Below are 2727 nucleotides of genomic sequence, written 5' to 3'. Positions count from 1 at the left end.
GACTTGGGAGGTGGCGGCGCGGCGGGGGAGCGGCCCGGTTGCCGGCCGCCCGGGTCCGCGGGCGTACCGGAGGGGCCGGTGGACGGTGACGGCGAGCCCTTCGGCCGCCGCGTCGAGGAGGCGAGCGGCCGTACCCCCTGGGCGGTGTGCCCGTCGCCGGTGAGCGGGACCGCGCGCGGAGGGTCGTACGCCGTCCCGGCCATCACCGTGTGCACGCCCCACCAGGAGAGCGTGACCGCCGCCCCGGTGGCCAGCGACCAGGCGCAGACGTGAACGATTCCTCGGTGCATCGGGGTCATATCGGGGGCCATACTGCCCCACGCGCCCCACGCGTGTCCCCTCCCGCCGCCTCCCGCACCCTCTCGTCCCGGCCGGGACCGGTGTACTCCGGATGGCGTACGGTGCCGCCCATGGCAAGTGTGCTCGTGGTCGAGGACGACCAGTTCGTTCGCTCCGCCCTCATCCGCCACCTCACCGAGGCCTCCCACACCGTACGGAGCGTCGGCACGGCACTTGAGGCGCTGCGCGAGGTGGCCCATTTCCGGTTCGACGTGGTCGTCCTCGACCTCGGACTGCCCGATCTCGACGGGGCCGAGGCGCTGAAGATGCTCCGCGGCATCACCGACGTACCAGTGATCATCGCGACCGCGCGGGACGACGAGACGGAGATCGTCCGGCTGCTCAACGACGGCGCCGACGACTACCTGGTCAAGCCGTTCTCCGTGGAGCACCTGTCGGCCCGGATGACGGCCGTGCTGCGCCGGGCGCGGGCCGCCGGGGCCGAGCCGCCGCCGACGCTGATCCGGGTCGGCGGCCTCTCCATCGACCCGCTGCGCCGTCAGGCCGAACTCGACGGGCTGCGGCTCGATCTGACCCGCCGGGAGTTCGACCTGCTGGCGTTCCTCGCCGGGCGGCCCGGCGTGGTCGTACCGCGCAAGGAGCTGCTGGCCGAGGTGTGGCAGCAGTCGTACGGCGACGACCAGACCATCGACGTCCATCTGTCCTGGCTGCGCCGCAAGCTCGGCGAGACCGCCGCGCAACCCCGCTATCTGCACACCCTGCGCGGGGTGGGCGTGAAGCTGGAGCCACCTCGGGCGGAGCCCGGCCGATGAGATGGGCCCTGGTGAAGGTCGCGGTCGCCGTCACCCTCATGGTGGTGCTCGCCTTCGCCGTACCGCTGGGGCTGGTCATCAAGGAGATGGCGCGCGACCGCGCCTTCTCCAACGCCGAGCGCCAGGCCGCGGCGATCGGCCCCACCCTGTCGATCACCACCGACCGGGACGCGCTGGAGCGGGCCGTCGCCTCCACCCAGGCGGGCGCGGCGGGCCGGATGGCGGTGCACATCCCGGCGCCGCCGGACGGCGCGCCCCTGGAGATCGGCCGCCGTCGGGCGGCCCGCAAGGATCTGGACGCGACCCGCAAGGTGGTCCGCGCGTACATCTCCGGTGTCCCCGGCGGCTCCGCGCTCCTCCAGCCGACCGCGCTGAGCTCGGGCGAGATCGCGATCGTCGAGGTGTACGTGCCCGAGGCCGAGGTCACCAACGGCGTGGCCACGGCGTGGCTGGTCCTCGCGGGCGTGGGCGTCGCCCTCGTCATCGGCTCGGTGGCGGTGGCGGACCGCCTGGGCGTACGGATGGTCCGCCCCGCCCAGCGGCTCGCCGGGGCGGCGCACGACCTGGGCGAGGGGAGGCTGGGGGCGCGGGTGCCGGAGGAGGGGCCGGCGGAACTGCGCTCGGCGGCGGTCGCCTTCAACTCGATGGCCGACCAGGTGGTGCAACTCCTGGCCAACGAACGGGAGCTGGCGGCCGACCTCTCCCACCGCCTGCGTACCCCGCTGACGGTGCTGCGCCTCAACGCCGCGTCCCTGGGGGACGGTCCGGCAGCCGAGCAGACACGGGCGGCGGTCGAGCAGCTGGAGCGCGAGGTCGACACGATCATCCGGACGGCCCGGGAGGCCAAGCCGCAGACCCAGCCGGCCGGGGCGGGGGCCGGGTGCGACGCGTCCGAGGTCATCCGGGACCGGATGGCGTTCTGGTCGGCGCTGGCGGAGGACGAGGGCCGGGAGGTACGCCTCGCGGGCGTCGACCGTCCCGTCCGCATCCCGGTCGCCCGGCCCGAACTGGCCGCCGCGCTCGACGCGATGCTCGGCAACGTCTTCCGGCACACCCCGGAGGGGACGGGGTTCGCGGTGGACGTCCACAACGGCGAGGACGCGGTGATCGTCCTGATCTCGGACGCGGGCCCCGGCATCGCCGACCCCCGGGCGGCCCTGGCCCGTGGATCGAGCGGCGGCGGCTCGACCGGCCTGGGCCTGGACATCGTGCGGCGGATGGCGGAGGCGACGGGCGGCGACGTACGGCTGGGGCGGTCGGTGCTGGGCGGGACGGAGGTGCGGGTGTGGATCGGGCTGGGCGGCGGCGGCACGAGACCGTCACGAATCCGCCCCCGGCGCCGACGCCGCCGCCCAGAGCCCCGGCGCCCGGGGCCGCGTGCCGCGTAGGGCGGGGCGCGGCATTGGCCATGGCTGCGGACCGTGGTGGGTTGCTCGCGCGGTTCCCCGTGCCGCTGGGCAGTGAGGGGTGCGGGGGTGATGCGGGTGCGGCATTGGTTTTGGCTGCGGATTGTGGTGGGTTGGGCGCGCGGTTCCCCGGGCCCCTGGGCGTGCAGGGGCGCGGGGAACTGCGCGACCAGCCACAGACGGCCCGCAGACGACAGCCGGGGTTGGGG

General features: G+C 75.0%; 2 protein-coding genes and 1 pseudogene. All 3 read left to right on the top strand.

The annotated features are described in order from the left end of the window. Positions 1–273: pseudogene (locus tag ACJA3G_RS34665) on the top strand (hypothetical protein); the annotation flags it as partial. A gap of 137 nt (positions 274–410) precedes the next feature. Further along, positions 411–1112 carry a response regulator transcription factor gene (locus ACJA3G_RS34660; protein WP_406557005.1) on the top strand — a complete coding sequence of 234 codons (702 nt, stop codon included), beginning with the start codon at positions 411–413 and terminating at the stop codon, positions 1110–1112. Then, positions 1109–2500 carry an ATP-binding protein gene (locus tag ACJA3G_RS34655; protein WP_406557004.1) on the top strand — a complete coding sequence of 464 codons (1392 nt, stop codon included), beginning with the start codon at positions 1109–1111 and terminating at the stop codon, positions 2498–2500. The genes ACJA3G_RS34660 and ACJA3G_RS34655 overlap by 4 nt, the downstream gene beginning before the upstream one ends. Positions 2501–2727: the final 227 nt, after the last annotated feature.

This window comes from Streptomyces sp. YS-3, assembly GCF_045257485.1.
Lineage (GTDB): Bacteria > Actinomycetota > Actinomycetes > Streptomycetales > Streptomycetaceae > Streptomyces.
Note: the sequence above shows the minus strand (reverse complement) of the source record. Positions and strands in the feature narration are given on the sequence as shown.

What these genes read in the sequence shown, in the direction of transcription:
- ACJA3G_RS34660 (WP_406557005.1), top strand. Translation starts at nt 411, where the DNA reads ATGGCAAGTGTGCTCGTGGTCGAGGACGACCAGTTCGTTCGCTCCGCC.
- ACJA3G_RS34655 (WP_406557004.1), top strand. Translation starts at nt 1,109, where the DNA reads ATGAGATGGGCCCTGGTGAAGGTCGCGGTCGCCGTCACCCTCATGGTG.